The organism is Rathayibacter oskolensis, assembly GCF_900177245.1.
Classification (GTDB): Bacteria; Actinomycetota; Actinomycetes; order Actinomycetales; family Microbacteriaceae; genus Rathayibacter; species Rathayibacter oskolensis.
Window position 1 is genome coordinate 1280147 of the sequence record NZ_FXBM01000001.1, and the last position, 15221, is coordinate 1295367.

The window sequence follows — 15221 nt, forward strand, 5'->3', positions numbered from 1 at the left end:
GGGTCTCGATGCGCCGCTGCACGGCTGCCCGACCAGCAGGCAGGGGAGCGGGCCGCTGATCGAGCAGCCCGCGGAGCGGGCGTCTCGAGATCCACCGTCGGCTCGCCGCCGCGCGACTCCTTCGGTCCGGTCCGCCCGCTCAGCCCTGCGGTGCCTGCGCCGGGACCGTGCGGATCGGCGCCGCGTCGGGGTGCAGCAGCCGCCAGATGCGGTCGCGTGAGAGAGGCAGCTCGTGCGGACGCACGCCGATGGCGGCGTGGACGGCGTTGGCCAGGGCCGGCGCGACCGGGTTGTAGGGCGCCTCGCTCATCGACTTCGCGCCGAACGGCCCGAGCTCGTCGGCCGTCTCGGCGAAGAGCACCTCGGTCGTCGGCACGTCGGCCATCTGCGGGATGTGGTAGTTGCGGAGGATCGTCGTCGTGACGGTGCCCTCGTCGTCGAGGATCATCTCCTCGTAGAGAGCCGAGCCGATCGCCTGCGCGACCCCGCCCTCGACCTGGCCGCGGCACTGGGCCGGGTTGATGACGAAGCCGGCGTCGGCCGACTGCACCGACTGCAGGATCCGGATCTCGCCCGTCGGCACGTGCACCGCCACGCGGAACCCCTGCACGTTGAACGCGAGCGAGCGCTGAGCGCCGTCCTCGGTCCCGGTGGCCGTGATGGGGCCCCCGGCCGCACGGGCGAGGTCGCCGTACGACACCCGGGTCCCGTCCTCGGCGACGAGTCCCTCGTCGTCGGGCTCGAACTCGCCGCCGTCGTGCCCGGTGATCCGCTTGGCGAGGGAGCGGAGCTCGGCGAGCAGGCGCACCGCCGCGCTGTAGACCGCCTTCCCCGCGACCACCGTGCCCGCGCTGCCGAAGGCGCCGGTGTCGTAGCGGGCGGCGTCCGTGTCCGACTGGCGGATCCGCACCCGGTCGGCCGAGGCTCCGAACGCGCTCGCGACGAGCTGCGTGTGGACCGTGGTCGTGCCGTTGCCGAACTCCGCGGTGCCGACCCCGATCGTGAGCAGGCCCTCCGCGTCGACCGTCACCGTCGCCTCCGAGAAGTGGCCGCGCGGCGGGACCGTGGCGATCATCGCGACCGCCATGCCCTCTCCCACTCGCCAGTCGGTCCCGTCGGGCGTCGCCTCGGCGCGCCCGCGCAGGAGCGCCGCCTCGGTCAGATCGAGGCACTGGTCGAGTCCGTAGGAGGCGAAGCCGATGTCGTCGCCCTCGACGTGTGTGACGACGAGCTCGTCGCCCGGGCGGACGGCGTTGATCCGCCGCAGCTCGAACGGGTCGATGCCGAGCTTCCCGGCGAGCTCGTCCATCGCCGACTCGATGCCGAAGATCACCTGCCCCAGGCCGTAGCCGCGGAAGGCGCCGGAGGGGATGTTGTTCGTGTAGACCGCCTGGGCGTCGACGCGCTTGTTCGGGGCGGAGTAGGTGGCGACCGACTCCGAGGTGCCGTGGAACATGACTCCCGGGCCGTGATTGCCGTAGGCGCCGGTGTCCGAGAGGACGTCGACGCTCATCGCCGTCAGCCGTCCGTCGCGGCGGGCTCCGAGCGTCACCCCCACCCGCATCGGGTGCCGGCAGGGCGCCATCGTGAACTCGTCGCTGCGGGTGAACTCGAACTGCACCGGTCGCCCGGTGGCCAGCACCGCCAGCGCGACGACGTCCTCGGTGAGGATCTCCTGCTTGCCGCCGAAACCGCCGCCGACCCGGGCCGTGAAGACCCGCACCGTCGAGGGGTCGCGGTCGAAGATGCGCGCGATCTCGTCGCGGACGAGGAAGGGCACCTGGGTCGAGGTGCGCAGCACGAGCTCGTCGCCCTCGAGCCAGCCGATGGTGCCGTGCGTCTCGAGCGCGGTGTGCGCGACCCGGGACGTCGACCACCGGCCCTCGATGACCACGTCGGCCTCGGCGAGTCCGCGGGTCACGTCGCCGTACTCGCCGTGCAGCTCGGCGACGACGTTCGACTCCGGCTTCGCGATGCGCGAGGCGATCGGATCCTTGTCGCCGTGCAGGAGGGGGGCGCCTGCTGTGCGCGCCAGCTCCGGGTCGAACACGGCGGGCAGCAGCTCGTACTCGACGTCGATCGCGCGGCAGGCGGCTTCGGCCTGGCCGACCGACTCGGCGACCACCACGGCGACGCGCTGGCCGCGGAACCGCACGACCGTGTCGAGCATCCGGGTGTCGTCGGGGTCGTCGAGTCGCGACTCGTGGCGGGCCGTCGAGTACAGGATGTCGGGGACGTCGGCGGCGGTCAGCACCGCGACGACGCCGGGCAGCCGCTCGGCCGCCCGCGTGTCGATGGAGAGGATCCGCGCGTGGGCGTGCGGGCTCTGCAGGACCTTCAGGTGCAGCAGGCCGGGGACGGCGACGTCGAGCGTGTAGGGCTCCCGGCCCGAGACGATGCGCCGACCGGCGGGGGCGCCGAGCGAGCGGCCGACCCGCGACTCCTCGGCGGTGGGCCGACCGGTGCGGCGCACGGGGGCGAGACCGCTCGGCGCGGGCGGGTGCTCGCAGGCGACCCGCGTCACCGCCTCGCGGATCGGGCGGTAGCCGGTGCACCGGCAGAGGTTGCCCTTCATCAGCCGCGGGACGTCCTCGAGGCGCGCCCCCTCGATCGCGGCGGCCGTGACGACCATGCCCGCGGTGCAGAAGCCGCACTGGAACGCGGCGGAGTCGACGAACGCCTGCTGGGCGGCGCCCGGCTCCTCCGGTGTGCCGAGGCCGGAGGCGGTGGTCACCTCGCGCCCCTCGACCCGGTGGGCGGGGTAGATGCAGGAGTGGAACGGCGTGCCGTCGACGAGCACCGCGCAGGCGCCGCAGTCGCCGGCGTCGCAGCCCTTCTTGACCTCGAAGTGCTCGTGGTCGCGCAGCAGCGTGCGCAGCACCTGACCGGGCCGCGGGGACGCGTCGACCTGCTCGCCGTTGACGGTGAATCTCATGCGCCGCTCCCTCCGAGCTCTCGGCGGATCTGCTCGGCCAGGACGAGCACGACCCCGTGACGCCAGTCGGCGGCGCCGTGCGGATCGGTGAACCAGCTCGCGACGGCGTCGATGCCGGAGGCGAGCTCGTCGGCGGTGGGTGCCGCGGCGAACCGCAGCACCTCGGGCCGGACGGTCGCTGCGGACACGCAGAGGACGAACGCCCCGTCGACGTCGAGTCGCCCGATGACGACGGCTCCGGAGCGGCCGAGCGGCGACAGCGCGATCTTGCGGAACGCGGTCCGAGCCTCCAGGGCCCGCAGCGGGAACTCGATCGAGCGGATCACGTCGCCGTGCCCGAGGGTCGTGGTCATGTCGCCCGTCACGAGCTCGGCCACCGGGACGAGCTCGTCGGAGCCGTCGGCGCGCCAGATCAGCGCGCGGGCGTCGAGCGCGGAGGCGAGGCTGATCATCGGGCCGGCCGGGAGGGCGTTGGCGATGTTGCCGCCGACGGTCGCCGTGTTCCAGATCTTGAAGGAGCCCAGGAGCGCCGTGCAGCACTGGAAGAAGAGCGGGTGCGACGGCCTGCCGCTGTCGCGCATCCCCGCCAGTTCGGCGAGCGTGCAGGTCGCGGCGACGGAGAGCCCCTCCGGCGACTCGACGATCGGCTCCCAGCCGAACCCCTGGAGGTCGAGCAGCTCGTCGAGGTGGTCGTGCGGGAGGGAGAAGACCCAGGAGCCGCCTCCGATCACCGCGGTGCGCTCGCCCATCGCGGCCAGCTCGGCGCGCTCGCGCACGACCCGCACGCGCTGGATCGTGTTCAGGTCCATGCCGCACCTCTCGACCGTGCGCGCGAACGGCGCGCCCCTCCAGTGAACCCCACACGTGTGACGCCCGTGTTACCCGTGCTCGGCGCATCCCACTCGGAGGCGTCGGAACGCTGGCGGATCCGCCAGTGCCGCACCGGGTCGCCTCGCCCGCCGGTCGTCAGCCGAGCGACGCGACCCACTCCGAGCTGCCGTCCACGAACGACTGCTCCTTCCAGATCGGCACCGTCGCCTTGATGTCGTCGACGAGCGCCGCGCACGCCTCGAAGGCGGCCGCGCGATGCGGGGAGGCGACCGCGCAGGCGAGCGCCAGATCGCCGACCACGAGATCGCCGACCCGGTGCACCGCGGCCACCCGCACCTCCGGGAAGCGCTCCGTGATCCGCCGGGCGGAGGCGAGCAGCGCGGCGGGCGCGTCCGGGTGCGCCTCGTAGTTCAGCCGCACCACCCCGCGCCCCTCGTCGTGATCGCGGACGACTCCGGCGAACGTCACGACGGCGCCGTGCGCGGGGGAGTCGACCGCGTGCTCGCACTCGTCGACCGTGATCGGCTCGACCGAGAGGCGCGCGAGGGCGACCGGATCAGCGGGCATGATCGCCGCCTCCGAGCTGGTCGAGCAGGTGCCCGATGATCGGATCGAGCACGTCGATCCCGTCGCGGACCCCGCCGGGCGAGCCCGGGAGGTTCACCACGACGCTCGAGCCGGCGACTCCGGCCGTGCCCCTGCTGAGGACGGCGGTCGGCACGTGCGCCGCGCCCTTCGCCCGGATAGCCTCGGCCAGCCCCGGCAGGACGCGCTCGATCAGGGGCGCCGTCTGCTCGGGCGTGACGTCGCTCGGAGCGACTCCCGTCCCGCCGGTCGTGATCACCACGTCGACTCCGGAGGCGATCGCGTCCGAGATCGCCTCGCCCACCGCATCGCCGTCGGCGACCACGACGACGCTGCCGCTCCAGCCCCGGCCCTCGAACCAGGTCAGCAGGGCCGGCCCCGTGCGATCCTCGTACACGCCGGAGGCGGCCCGGGTGGAGGCGACCACCGCGACGGCCCGCCGCGTCACCGGGCGCTCCACGAACCGCTGCGTCCGCCCGACTTCGCGAGCACCCGCACCTCGGTGATCACGGCGGAGCGGTCGACCGCCTTGAGCATGTCGTAGACGGTCAGAGCGGCGACGGTCACGGCGGTGAGAGCCTCCATCTCGACTCCGGTGCGACCGCTGGTGCGCACCCGCGCCTCGATCCGCACCCGGTCGCCCAGGGGCTCGAGATCGATGTCGACGCCGTCGAGGGCGAGCGGGTGGCAGAGCGGGATGAGCGTCGAGGTGGCCTTCGCGCCCATGATCCCCGCGATGCGGGCGACTCCGAGAGCCTCGCCCTTGGGCAGCTCGCCCTGCGCGAGCAGCCGCACGACCTCCGGCGTCGTCACGACGAACCCCTCGGCCGCGGCGGTGCGCGAGGTCACCTCCTTGCCCCCGACGTCGACCATGTGCACGGCCCCGTCGCCGCGGACGTGGGTGAGTTCGCCGCCCTCAGTCATCGATCCTCCAGATCTGGACCGTGTCGCCGGTCGCTGCGCGTTCCGTCCCGACCGGGACGTGGATGAGCACGGTGGACCGTGCGTAGGACGCGAGAAGGTGCGAGCTCGGCCCCCCGACCGGATGCACGAGGCCCTCGTCGTCGAGGACCCCGCGGCGGATCTGGTGCAGGTGCGCAGGGGAGTCGAGAGCCGCGCCGAGCCGGGCCCGCAGCCGCGGACGCTCGGCGGGCGATCGGCCGGCGAGCGAGCGCAGCACAGGGCGGAGGAAGACCTCGAACGACACCAGCGCACTCACCGGGTTGCCGGGCAGCGAGACGATCGGGAGGTGCGCGCCGTCGGGCATGCGCACGAGGCCGAGCCCCTGGGGGCCGCCCGGCTGCATGGCGACGTGGCCGAACTCCGAGCCCGCCGGCCCGAGGGCGTCGCGAACGACCTCGTAGGCGCCCGCGCTGACTCCGCCGACGGTCACGGCCAGGTCGGCCTCCGCGGCGTGCTCCTCGAGGAGTGCGAGGAGCTCCTCGGCGCGGTCGCTCGTGCACGGCGCGACGATCGGGAGGGCTCCGGCCTCGCGGACGGCCTCGGCGAGCAGGGAGCCGTTCGCGTCGTAGATCTGCGCGTCCTCGAGGACGGCTCCGGCAGGCCGGATCTCGTGGCCCGTCGGGACCACGAGCACGCGGAGTCGGGGGAGCACCTCGACCTCGGTGAGCCCGAGGGAGGCGAGGAGGCCGTAGTGCGCCGCGCGCAGGACCGTGCCGGCGGGAAGTACGAGATCGCCGCTCCGGGCGTCGCTGCCGCGGGCGCGCACGAACGTCGCGGCGACCACGGGGCCCGAGAACGCCACCCGGGCGTCGGCGGCGTCGGCGCCGGGGAACCGCGGCGGGTCGACCCGCTCGACGGGCACGACGGCGTCCGCACCGGAGGGGAGGGGCGAGCCGGTCATGATCGGAGCAGTGGTGCCCGGCTCGAGCCGCGGTGCCCGGTCGCCGGCGGGGATCGGCGCGACGACCGGCAGCACGACCGGCGCATCGGGCGCCGCCCGGTCGAGATCGGCCGCCCGCACGGCGAAGCCGTCCATCTGCGAGTTGTCGAAGCGGGGCAGGTCGAGCGGGGCAGGGACCGACCGCGCCAGCACGCGGCGGTCGTAGGCGCCGGGATCCGCCGCGACCGACGACGGGTCCAGCGGCAGCGTCTCGTGAGCGCCGCGCTCCGCGAGAGGCGCGAGGAGGGCGCGGACCCGGGCGGCGTGCATGTCGATCGACGTCATCGCGTCCTCTCCGGCGCTCGCCCCGACGGGAGGCGGGACCGGTGTCCATCCTGCCGGGTCGCGCGCCGATCCGGCGCGTAGTCTGTCGGGATGAGCACAGCACTCGGGATCCCCGGCTTCCGGCCCCGGCAGTCCGGCTCCGTCCTCCCCGCCGATCGACCGGCCACGCCGTTGCTGCTCGACACCTACGGGCGCGTCGCCGACGACCTGCGCATCTCGCTCACCGACAAGTGCAACCTGCGCTGCACCTACTGCATGCCGGCCGAGGGACTGCCGTTCCTGCCTCCGGCCTCGCTGCTCACCCGGGACGAGATCGTGCGCCTCGCGCGGATCGCGGTCGAGCAGTTCGGCGTCCGCCAGATCCGCTTCACGGGCGGCGAGCCGCTGCTGCGGAAGGACCTCGTCGACATCATCCGCGACGTCGCCGCGCTGGTGCCGCGCCCGGAGATCTCGCTGACCACCAACGCGATCGGCCTCTCGGGCCGTGCGGAGGCGCTCGCCGCGGCGGGCCTGAACCGCGTCAACGTCTCGCTCGACTCGATCTGCGCCGAGACCTTCGCGAAGGTCACGCGCCGGCCGTTCCTCGATCGCGTGCTCGCCGGCATCGACGCCCTCGGGCCCGCGGGCCTCGCGCAGACCAAGATCAACGCGGTGCTCCTCCCGGGCATCAACGACCAGGAGGCGCCCGACCTGCTCGCGTGGGCGCTCGCCGGCGGCCACCAGCTGCGCTTCATCGAGCAGATGGCCCTCGACGCCGACCACGGCTGGGACCGCTCGACCATGATCACGGCCGCGGGAATCCGCGCGATCCTCTCGGAGCGCTTCGCCCTCACTGCGCACCCCGCCCCCCGCGACGGCGCCCCGGCTGAGCTGTTCGACGTGCGCGAGGCGGGAGCGCCCGACGGGCCGGTCCTCGGCCAGGTGGGCATCATCGCCTCCGTCACTGAGCCGTTCTGCGACGACTGCCGGCGCACGCGACTGACGGCCGAGGGCGGCGTGCGCAGCTGCCTCTTCTCGAACGACGAGACCGACCTGCTCGGACCGATGCGTGCCGGCGCCGACGACCACGAGGTCGCGCAGCTGTGGCGCGGGGCCATGTGGGCGAAGCCCGCCGGCCACGAGATGAACCGCGTCGGCTTCGTGCAGCCCGATCGCACCATGAGCGCGATCGGCGGATGAGCGTGCGGGTCCGCTACTTCGCCGCGGCGAAGGCGGCTCTCGGCCGCGCGTCGGACGACTTCGAGGGCGTGACCGACGTGGCCGATCTGGAGGCGCGACTGGTCGCCTCCGCGCCCGGCGCCGAGGACGTGCTCGCCCGGTGCACCTACCTCGTGGGCGGAGTGTCGACGACGGACCGCGCGACGCCGCTCGCCGCGGACGCCGCGGTCGACGTGCTGCCTCCGTTCGCGGGCGGCTGAGGCTCACCGCTCGCCACTACGGGTCGGCGCACGTGCACTGCAGTGACCGCAACCTCCCCACGAAGCGACGCGGTCAGCGCCCCCAGGCCGCCGCTCCGCCGACCAGCGAGTCAGCCGCGATCCCCGCCGCCGCCGCACGATCGGCCGCGATCCGCGAGCGCACCCCGGAGGCGCAGTGCAGCACCAGGGGCCCCGCCGGCAGTGACGCCGGGTCGAACCGCGACATCGGCATCCGCACCGCCCCCGGCACGGTGGTCGTGCGGTCCTCGTCGTCCTCTCGCAGATCCACGACGGTCGGCGGATTCGGCCCCGCGAGCCGCTCGCGCAGCTCGGCCGCCGTCACGGACCCGGCCGCGGCGGCGACGCGCGGAACGGGAGGAACCGAACGGGCCAGCGGCAGCGTGGCCCAGCTGCCGTCGAGGGCGTCGTGCACCACGACCCGCCCGAACAGCGGCTCGCCCACGCCGGTGACCAGCTTCACGACCTCGCTCGCCATCGCCGACCCGATGGTCGCGCACAGCGTCCCGAGCACCCCGACGCTCGCGCAGCTGTCGGCGGAGTCCTCCGCTTCGGGATGCAGGGCCCGCAGCGTGACGCCTCCGCCCGGAGCGTCCGACCAGAACGTGGAGAGCTGCCCGTCGAAGCCGAGCGCCGACCCCCAGACGTGCGGCACCCCGGCGCGGGTGGTCGCGTCTGACGCGAGGTAGCGCGACCCGAAGGTGTCGAACCCGTCGACCACGACGTCCCAGCCCGAGACCAGCTCGTCGGCGTTCGCCGAGGTGAACGCGACGGAGTAGGCGCGCGCGTCGATCCCGGGCGAGAGGCGGCGCGCGGTGTCGGCCGCGGACTCCGCCTTCGACCGCCCGAGGGAGTCGCTGTCGTGCGCGGTCTGCCGGGCGAGGTTCGAGGGCTCGACGACATCGGAGTCGACGATCCCCAGCCGCCCGACTCCCGCAGCGGCGAGCGCCGTGATCACCGGCGAGCCGATCCCGCCCGCTCCGAGCACCAGCACCCGAGCGTTCCGCAGCCGACGCTGCCCCGCCTCCCCGAACGGCGAGAGCCGGATCTGACGGGCGAAGCGCTCGCGCTCGTGCGCATCGAGGGGAGCCCCGGGCTCGGTCGGCGTCGTCATGAGAGGACCTTCTTCCACTGGCCCTCGAGGGCGACGGCGGTGAACCCGACCGACTCGTTCACCGAGAGCATCGGCCGGATCTCCTCCGCGTTCCAGGTGTAGACGGCCGGGCACCCGGGCGCCGTCGCCGAGAGGTGCTCGAGCGCGTCGAGCTTGAGGAGCATCCCGAGCCGGTGACCCCGGTGCTCCGGCACGACGAGCGTGTCGCCCCAGAGAGCGGGCCGGCCGGGGAGCACGTCGATCGTGCAGTAGCCCGCCAGCCGGCCGCTGGCACGGTGCAGGGCGGCGGAGACGAGCTCGATCCGCCCACCGGCAGCGGCGCCGCGCTCGTGGGCGAGGAGGCGCTCGCGGGTCCAGGTCTCCTCCGTCACCGACAGCCCGGCGGTCGGCGCCTGGATCGACATCGCGGAGCGGAGGCGGAGCAGGTCGTCGATCCACTCCTCCCCAGTCGCGCCGTGCCAGTGCAGCACCTCGTAGCCCTCGGCGTGCACGACGGCCGCGCGGCGCCGCTCCTCGGTCTCGATCGGATCGAGGGGGAGCCGGACGACGCTCACGCGCTCGACCTGCTCGAGCGCCCACCCCCGCGCCACGAGCCAGCGCGTGCCGGGGTCGTCGGAGGGGACGGAGCCGGCACCCGACAGCGGCTCGAGCCGGTCGCCCGGCGCGTCGGCCCGGTGCGCCGTCCAGGTCTGCAGCACCCGCCGGCCGAGCCCGACGGCGTCCGCGCTGAGCCGCTCGAGCAGCGCTGTGCCGACGCCCTGACGGCGCTCGTCGGGGAGCACCGCGAGCGACAGCCACGCGGCGTCGTCCCCCGGCTCCGCGCTCCAGTGCAGCTCGCCGCTGCCGACGGCGCGCCCGCCGGCCTCGGCCAGGTACGCGCGCCGGGGGGAGAAGTCGAGCTGCTGCCACTCCCCGAGGTTCGTCTCGGGCGGATAGCCGAGCTCGTCGGTCCCCGTGCCCTCGGCCTCGACGGCGTTCCCGATCGCGGTCAGTGCCACGAAGTCGTCCCAGCCGGCGGCGCCGGGGCGCTCCGGGATCGCGAGAGCGCGGATCCGGAGCGGCGGGGTGCGAGTCACCCGTCCAGTCTGCACGCCGACCGGCCGATCGATCTGGCGCAGACGGCCCGCTCGACTCCGTCCGTCGGGGCGTTCGTGCCGGATCGACCGGTCGCCGTGAGGAGAGCGCGCCCGCCTCCCGGGCCGGAGCGGCACCGTCGACTACCGTAGGAAGCGTTTTCGACCGGGAGCGAGGCGGGCGGGTGTATCTGAAGAGCCTGACCCTCAAGGGGTTCAAGTCCTTCGCTCAGCCGACCACGTTCGCCTTCGAGCCCGGAGTCACCTGCGTCGTGGGCCCGAACGGCTCGGGCAAGAGCAATGTCGTCGACGCTCTCGCCTGGGTGATGGGGGAGCAGGGTGCGAAGACCCTCCGCGGCGGCAAGATGGAGGACGTCATCTTCGCCGGCACCTCCACCCGCGGGCCGCTCGGCCGTGCGGAGGTCGCGCTCACCATCGACAACGCCGACGGCGCCCTGCCGATCGAGTACACCGAGGTGACGATCACGCGCACGCTGTTCCGCAACGGCGGCAGCGAGTACGCGATCAACGGCCGCTCGTGCCGGCTCCTCGACGTTCAGGAGCTGCTGAGCGACTCCGGGCTCGGCCGCGAGATGCACGTCATCGTCGGACAGGGCCAGCTCGACGCGGTGCTGCACGCGACCCCGGAGGAGCGCCGCGGCTTCATCGAGGAGGCCGCCGGGATCCTCAAGCACCGCCGCCGCAAGGAGAAGACCCTCCGCAAGCTCGACGCCATGCAGGCGAACCTGACGCGGCTCTCCGATCTCGCCGGTGAGATCCGGCGCCAGCTGAAGCCCCTGGGGCGGCAGGCGGAGGTGGCACGCCAGGCGCAGACGATCGCCGCAGTCGTCCGCGACGCGCGCGCCCGCCTCCTCGCCGACGACGTGGTGACCCTCCGCACCGCGCTCGACGGCTTCGCCCGCTCCGAGAGCGAGCGGCACAGTGAGCGCATCGTGCTGCAGGAGAGGCTCGAGCAGTCGACGCTGCGGATGGCGCGCATCGAGTCCGCGATGGTCGGCGACGCGGTCGACGACGCCCGGCGCACGACGTTCGAGCTCGAGTCGGTGCAGGAGCGGCTGCGCAACCTCTCCGCACTCGCGGGCCAGCGCCTCGCCCTGCTCGAAGCAGAGGAGGAGCGGCCGTCGGCAGAGCCCCGCGTCACCCCGGCGATGCTCGAGGAGGCGCGCGACGAGCTGGACCGGCTGCGGCAGGCCGTGCTCGACGCCGAGGCGGCGTGGACCGCGTCGCAGCAGGCGACCCTCCGGGCCCGACGGGCGCTGGACGCCGTCGACGAGGAGATCTCGGCGCAGTCGGCCCTGGTCTCGCGTCACGACCTCGAGATCTCGAAGCTCACCGGTCAGGCCGACACGGCCGCCTCCCGGCTGGCGGCGGTCCGCGGCGAGGTCCTGCGCGCGCAGAACACGCTCGACTCCGCGGTGCAGCGCAGGGAGTCGGCCCAGCGGCAGCTCGACGCCCTCGAGGACGAGATCGGGGAGGCAGGCGGCGGCACGGACGCCTCCCTCGACGAGAGCTACGAGCTCGCGCAGTCGGCGGTCTTCGAGGCGGAGGGCGAGATCGAGCGGCTCCGCGAGGAGCTGCACACGCTCGAGCGCGAGCGCGATGCGCTGGCCGCGCGCAGGAGCGCGCTCTCGCTCGCCCTCGACGTCTCCGACGGGTCGGCGGAGCTCATGGGCCTCCGACTCGACGGCATCGGCGCGCGCGTGGCGGAGCGCATCCAGGTGCGCGCCGGCTACGAGGCCGCGATCGCCGCAGCGCTCGGGGCCGCCGCCGACGCCGTCCTCGCCTTCACCGCCGACGCCGCCGAGGCCGCGCTCGACGAGGCGGCCCGACGCGAGCTCGGCCGGGTGGAGCTCCTCATCGCAGACGCGTCGCGTCGACCGCTCGAGCTGGCCGTGCCGGCGGGCGCGGTCCGCGCGGGCGACGTCGTCACCGCCCCGGCGGGCGTTCTCGCGCTCCTCGAGCAGATCGTCGTCGTCGACGATCTCGACGCGGCGCGACGGGTCTGGCCGGCGCTCGCCGGAGGAGCCCACCCCGTCACCGTGGTCACCCGCGACGGCGCGGTGCTCTCCGACGTCGTCCTGAGCGGCGGATCCGGCGGCCAGCGCAGCCGACTCGAGCTCGTCTCCGATCGCGACTCCGCGGCGCGCCGACTCGACGAGGTCGAGGGGAGCATCGACCGCCTCCGCTTCGAGCTCGCCGAGCAGACGGGGGCGCTCACGGGGGCGAAGGAGCAGTCGCGCGCCGCCCTCTCGGCGCTGCGCGAGCACGACGCGGCGCGAGCCGCGCACACCGAGCGGCTCGGGCGCGTGCGCGCTCAACTCGAGGCGGCGGCCGGCGAGCACGGACGCGGCGAGAAGGCGCTCGCGATCGCCTCCGAGCGGGTCGGCGATGCGGAGCGCGCCGCCCAGAAGGCGAAGAGCGAGCTCGACGTCGCGCGCTCCCGTCCGAGGCCGATCCTCGACGTGAGCGCGCGCGACGGACTCCAGCGCGACGTCGACGCCGCTCGCGAGCGCGAGATCGAGGCGCGACTCGGAGTCGAGACCGCCAAGGAGCGCGTGCGGGCCGAGCAGTCCCGCGGCGAGGCGCTCGAGCGCCAGCTCGCCGCCGACAGGGCCGCCGCCGACGAGGCCGCCCGACGCGCTGTGGTCCGCCGCCGTCGTCTCGAGGCCGCCACGGACGTGACGGGCGCGATCCCGGCCGTGCTCGCCTCCGTCGACCGCTCGGTGCAGCAGGCCCGCGCCGAGCTGGTGCAGGCCGAGGCCGCGCGGTCGCAGCAGAACGAGGAGCTCCACGCGCTGCGGCGGGAGGAGGGGGCGCTCCGCGACCGCCTCCAGTCGGTGACCGAGAGCGTGCACGGACTCGAGCTGCAGATCTACGAGAAGCGCCTGCAGCTGTCCGGTCTGCTCGAGCGGGCGGGGTCGGAGCTCGGTCTGGTCGAGGACGTGCTGGTCGCCGAGTACGGCCCCGAGGTGGCCGTCCCCGACGAGACCGACGACGAGGCGCCCTCGCGGCCGTTCGTCCGCGACGAGCAGCGCAGGCGCCTCGAGAAGGCCGAGAGGCAGCTCGCGCAGCTGGGCCGCGTCAATCCGCTCGCCCTCGAGGAGTTCGCCGCACTCGAGCAGCGCCACCTCTTCCTCACGGAGCAGCTCACCGACCTCACCGACACCCGCCGCGATCTGCTGACGATCATCGACGAGCTCGACGAGACCATGCAGACCGTGTTCGCCTCGGCCTTCGACGACACCCAGGCGGCCTTCGCCGACGTGTTCCCGGTGCTCTTCCCGGGCGGCACGGGGAGCATCCGGCTGACCGACCCCGACAACCTGCTGACCACCGGCATCGAGGTCGCGGTGCGCCCGGCCGGCAAGAAGATCGAGCGGCTGTCGCTGCTCTCGGGAGGCGAGCGCTCGCTCGCGGCGGTGGCCTTCATGGTCGCGATCTTCAAGTCGCGGCCGAGCCCGTTCTACATCATGGACGAGGTGGAGGCGGCGCTGGACGACGCCAACCTGGGGCGCCTCCTGAGCATCTTCCAGGACCTCCGGACCTCGAGTCAGCTGATCGTGATCACCCACCAGAAGCGCACGATGGAGATCGCGGACGCGCTCTACGGCGTCTCGATGCGCCAGGACGGCGTGTCGGCCGTGGTCGGGCAGCGGGTGGAGGCGCCGGCGGGCTGACGGAGCACGTGCGGTGTGCGGGCACCCGTGCGGTTGTGCAGGTCTGTGAGGCTCGCAGGTGCCTGTGCGGTGTGCAGGCACGAGCCTGTCTGACCTGTCCCGGGGATCTGGGGCGTCAACGAGTACGCGAGACTGTCCCGCTACCAAGCCGAGCTCGCCGAGCGGACGAACAGATCACGACCCGCACCGACACCGGCCGCGCGAGCGTGCTCAGCTCTCCCTCATCCTCCGCACCCGCCGAGTCGAGTCCGACGAGGATGCACTCTCCGCCGCGGCGTCCGGGCCGAGCGCCGCGCTAATCTGGGCCGCATGCGCGCAACCGTCCGGGACGTCGCCACTCGTGCCGGGGTGAGCCCGAAGACCGTCTCGAACGTCATCAACGGCGTCGTCTTCGTGAGGCCCGGCACCCGGGAGCGCGTCGAGGCCGCCATCGCCGACCTGCACTACGTGCCCAACCTCAGCGCGCGTGGTCTGCGCAACGGCCGCACCGGTGCGGTCGCCCTCGCGTTCCCCGACCTGACCACCGAGTACTCCGCCGCCATGCTCGACAATTTCGTCGAGGCTGCCCATGAGCGCGGGTGGTCGATCCAGATGGAGCAGACCGGCAGGCGTCCCGACCGCGAAGGGGAACTGCTCTCGCGTGCGCGCGAGCACCTCATCGACGGCCTCATCCTCAACCCGGTCAGCCTGAGACTGAGCGCCATCGTCGGTACCGCCGAGCTGCCACCGATCGTCGTGATCGGCGAGGTGGAGCAGGATCTCGTCGACAGGGTCGCCGTCGACAGCGTCGCCGCCGCTCGGGAGATGACCGAGCACCTCCTCGCGCGCGGCCATCGGCGTATCGCGGTCGTCGGAACGGACGGCCCCGACTCCGATCGGGCGTCAGCGCGAGCGCGGACGCAGGGCTACCGCGAGGCCTTGGCGGCCGCGGGTGTGCCGAACGACCGGGCCCTCGAGATCATGACGGAGGACTGGGTTCCGAGCGTGGCAGGGGAAGCGTTCGCCCGCGCGCTCGACGCGGGAGTCGAGATGGATGCCGTCTTCTGCTTCACCGACTCCATGGCGGTGGGAGTTCTGAGCATCCTGTTCGCTCGGCACATCCGGGTGCCGGAGCAGATCGCCGTCGCCGGCTTCGACGACGTGCGCGGCGGCCGCTTCGCTTCCCCGCCGCTGACCACGGTCTCCTTCGACAAGCGCGCCTTCGCTGAGACCACGCTGTCGATGCTTGCGGAGCGGATCGCCGACCGGTCCCTCCCACCGCGCCAGATCTTCATCCCGCACGAGATCATCGCGCGGGCGTCCACCGCGACGGACTGAGCCGCCACGGATTGATTCTGCGAGGAGTTTCGCAAGAAGTCCTT

At 73.7% G+C, this 15221-nt stretch carries 12 protein-coding genes; 4 read left to right on the top strand and 8 right to left on the bottom strand.

Annotation, left to right across the window (positions count from 1 at the left end):
• Positions 1 to 139: 139 nt before the first annotated feature.
• The 6 genes from B9Y99_RS06215 to B9Y99_RS06240 form a co-directional block, all read right to left on the bottom strand.
• Positions 140 to 2935, bottom strand: a complete 2796-nt coding sequence (locus B9Y99_RS06215) for a molybdopterin-dependent oxidoreductase (protein WP_085475655.1) — start codon at positions 2933 to 2935, stop codon at positions 140 to 142.
• Positions 2932 to 3744, bottom strand: a complete 813-nt coding sequence (locus B9Y99_RS06220; RefSeq protein ID WP_085475656.1) for an FAD binding domain-containing protein — start codon at positions 3742 to 3744, stop codon at positions 2932 to 2934. The genes B9Y99_RS06215 and B9Y99_RS06220 overlap by 4 nt, the downstream gene beginning before the upstream one ends.
• 157 nt (positions 3745 to 3901) lie before the next feature.
• The gene (locus B9Y99_RS06225) at positions 3902 to 4333 is read right to left on the bottom strand and encodes a molybdenum cofactor biosynthesis protein MoaE (RefSeq protein ID WP_085475657.1); all 432 of its coding nucleotides are present in this window, start codon (positions 4331 to 4333) and stop codon (positions 3902 to 3904) included.
• Positions 4323 to 4799, bottom strand: a complete 477-nt coding sequence (locus B9Y99_RS06230; protein WP_085476277.1) for a MogA/MoaB family molybdenum cofactor biosynthesis protein — start codon at positions 4797 to 4799, stop codon at positions 4323 to 4325. Before B9Y99_RS06230 ends, B9Y99_RS06225 begins: the two co-directional genes overlap by 11 nt.
• Positions 4796 to 5275, bottom strand: a complete 480-nt coding sequence (moaC, locus tag B9Y99_RS06235) for a cyclic pyranopterin monophosphate synthase MoaC (RefSeq protein WP_085475658.1) — start codon at positions 5273 to 5275, stop codon at positions 4796 to 4798. Before moaC ends, B9Y99_RS06230 begins: the two co-directional genes overlap by 4 nt.
• On the bottom strand, positions 5268 to 6539 hold the full coding sequence (locus tag B9Y99_RS06240) for a molybdopterin molybdotransferase MoeA (protein WP_085475659.1): 1272 nt from the start codon (positions 6537 to 6539) through the stop codon (positions 5268 to 5270). Before B9Y99_RS06240 ends, moaC begins: the two co-directional genes overlap by 8 nt.
• Positions 6540 to 6629: 90 nt before the next feature.
• On the opposite strand from B9Y99_RS06240, the gene moaA reads away from it, so the two are divergent.
• Positions 6630 to 7718 carry a GTP 3',8-cyclase MoaA gene (moaA, locus tag B9Y99_RS06245; RefSeq protein WP_085475660.1) on the top strand — a complete coding sequence of 363 codons (1089 nt, stop codon included), beginning with the start codon at positions 6630 to 6632 and terminating at the stop codon, positions 7716 to 7718.
• Positions 7715 to 7957: a MoaD/ThiS family protein gene (locus B9Y99_RS06250; protein ID WP_085475661.1), complete on the top strand. Its 243-nt coding sequence runs from the start codon at positions 7715 to 7717 to the stop codon at positions 7955 to 7957. Before moaA ends, B9Y99_RS06250 begins: the two co-directional genes overlap by 4 nt.
• Before the next feature lie 73 nt (positions 7958 to 8030).
• Here the strand turns inward: B9Y99_RS06250 and B9Y99_RS06255 are convergent, their stop codons facing one another.
• Positions 8031 to 9089, bottom strand: coding sequence for a HesA/MoeB/ThiF family protein (locus B9Y99_RS06255; protein WP_085475662.1), 1059 nt, complete (start codon positions 9087 to 9089; stop codon positions 8031 to 8033).
• On the bottom strand, positions 9086 to 10165 hold the full coding sequence (locus B9Y99_RS06260; protein ID WP_165759550.1) for a GNAT family N-acetyltransferase: 1080 nt from the start codon (positions 10163 to 10165) through the stop codon (positions 9086 to 9088). Before B9Y99_RS06260 ends, B9Y99_RS06255 begins: the two co-directional genes overlap by 4 nt.
• Before the next feature lie 182 nt (positions 10166 to 10347).
• On the opposite strand from B9Y99_RS06260, the gene smc reads away from it, so the two are divergent.
• Positions 10348 to 13860, top strand: a complete 3513-nt coding sequence (gene smc / locus B9Y99_RS06265; RefSeq protein WP_085475664.1) for a chromosome segregation protein SMC — start codon at positions 10348 to 10350, stop codon at positions 13858 to 13860.
• A 309-nt stretch (positions 13861 to 14169) separates the two neighbouring features.
• The gene (locus B9Y99_RS06270) at positions 14170 to 15177 is read left to right on the top strand and encodes a LacI family DNA-binding transcriptional regulator (RefSeq protein ID WP_085475665.1); all 1008 of its coding nucleotides are present in this window, start codon (positions 14170 to 14172) and stop codon (positions 15175 to 15177) included.
• The last annotated feature ends 44 nt before the right edge of the window (positions 15178 to 15221 follow it).

Excerpts from the sequence above, each read along its gene's own strand:
- B9Y99_RS06255 (WP_085475662.1), bottom strand. The coding sequence starts at position 9,089 with ATGACGACGCCGACCGAGCCCGGGGCTCCCCTCGATGCGCACGAGCGC.
- B9Y99_RS06220 (WP_085475656.1), bottom strand. The coding sequence starts at position 3,744 with ATGGACCTGAACACGATCCAGCGCGTGCGGGTCGTGCGCGAGCGCGCC.
- B9Y99_RS06240 (WP_085475659.1), bottom strand. The coding sequence starts at position 6,539 with ATGACGTCGATCGACATGCACGCCGCCCGGGTCCGCGCCCTCCTCGCG.
- B9Y99_RS06215 (WP_085475655.1), bottom strand. The coding sequence starts at position 2,935 with ATGAGATTCACCGTCAACGGCGAGCAGGTCGACGCGTCCCCGCGGCCC.
- moaC (WP_085475658.1), bottom strand. The coding sequence starts at position 5,275 with ATGACTGAGGGCGGCGAACTCACCCACGTCCGCGGCGACGGGGCCGTG.
- B9Y99_RS06250 (WP_085475661.1), top strand. The coding sequence starts at position 7,715 with ATGAGCGTGCGGGTCCGCTACTTCGCCGCGGCGAAGGCGGCTCTCGGC.
- B9Y99_RS06225 (WP_085475657.1), bottom strand. The coding sequence starts at position 4,333 with ATGCCCGCTGATCCGGTCGCCCTCGCGCGCCTCTCGGTCGAGCCGATC.
- moaA (WP_085475660.1), top strand. The coding sequence starts at position 6,630 with ATGAGCACAGCACTCGGGATCCCCGGCTTCCGGCCCCGGCAGTCCGGC.
- B9Y99_RS06270 (WP_085475665.1), top strand. The coding sequence starts at position 14,170 with ATGCGCGCAACCGTCCGGGACGTCGCCACTCGTGCCGGGGTGAGCCCG.